1 protein-coding gene is annotated in these 578 nt (G+C 35.8%); it reads right to left on the reverse strand.

The annotated features are described in order from the left end of the window. Positions 1-37: 37 nt before the first annotated feature. On the reverse strand, positions 38-578 hold a 541-nt coding region (locus tag BABA_RS02515), incomplete at its 5' end, for a glycerol-3-phosphate acyltransferase (RefSeq protein WP_007083551.1).

A 578-nucleotide genomic window follows, 5' to 3' on the forward strand; every position in this document is an offset into this window, starting at 1 on the left:
AAATCGGTCGGGAACGTCATGAAAAAAATATATTGTGCTATTTTTCTTTTTGTCCCGATAAGTTTAAACCAAAGGGGACAAGGGATTCACAATGATTCTTGATTCTTTTGAGGTTTGTTTTATGTCGAAAAATGATAATAATTGCCAAAGCAAAAATAATAATCGAGAATAAAAGATCATAGGAAGTGAGAATAAATCCAAAGCTAGGGAAAATAAGAATTCCAAGCAGAGCAAAAATTGCGGCGACAACACTTGAGAGGCTAATCATACTAAAGAGCCAGAGAACAAGAATGAAAATAACGAGAAGATAAAGAAGAAAGAATGGACTAAATCCAAGGACGACACCAGCAGAAGTAGCCACAGCTTTCCCACCTTTAAAATGGTCGAAAATAGATAAGGTATGACCAATGACAGCCAACAATCCAAAAATTAAAGGAGAGACTCCATTAATATGGAAGATAAGTGGAAGAAGAGTTGCTAAAGTTCCTTTAAGCAAGTCAAAAATAAAGACCGCAATCCCAGCCTTTACACCAAGAATACGAAAAGTATTGGTCGTTCCAGTATTTCCTGAACCATAA

The sequence above is a fragment of the Neobacillus bataviensis LMG 21833 genome, from assembly GCF_000307875.1.
GTDB classification, from domain to species: domain Bacteria; phylum Bacillota; class Bacilli; order Bacillales; family Cytobacillaceae; genus Neobacillus; species Neobacillus bataviensis.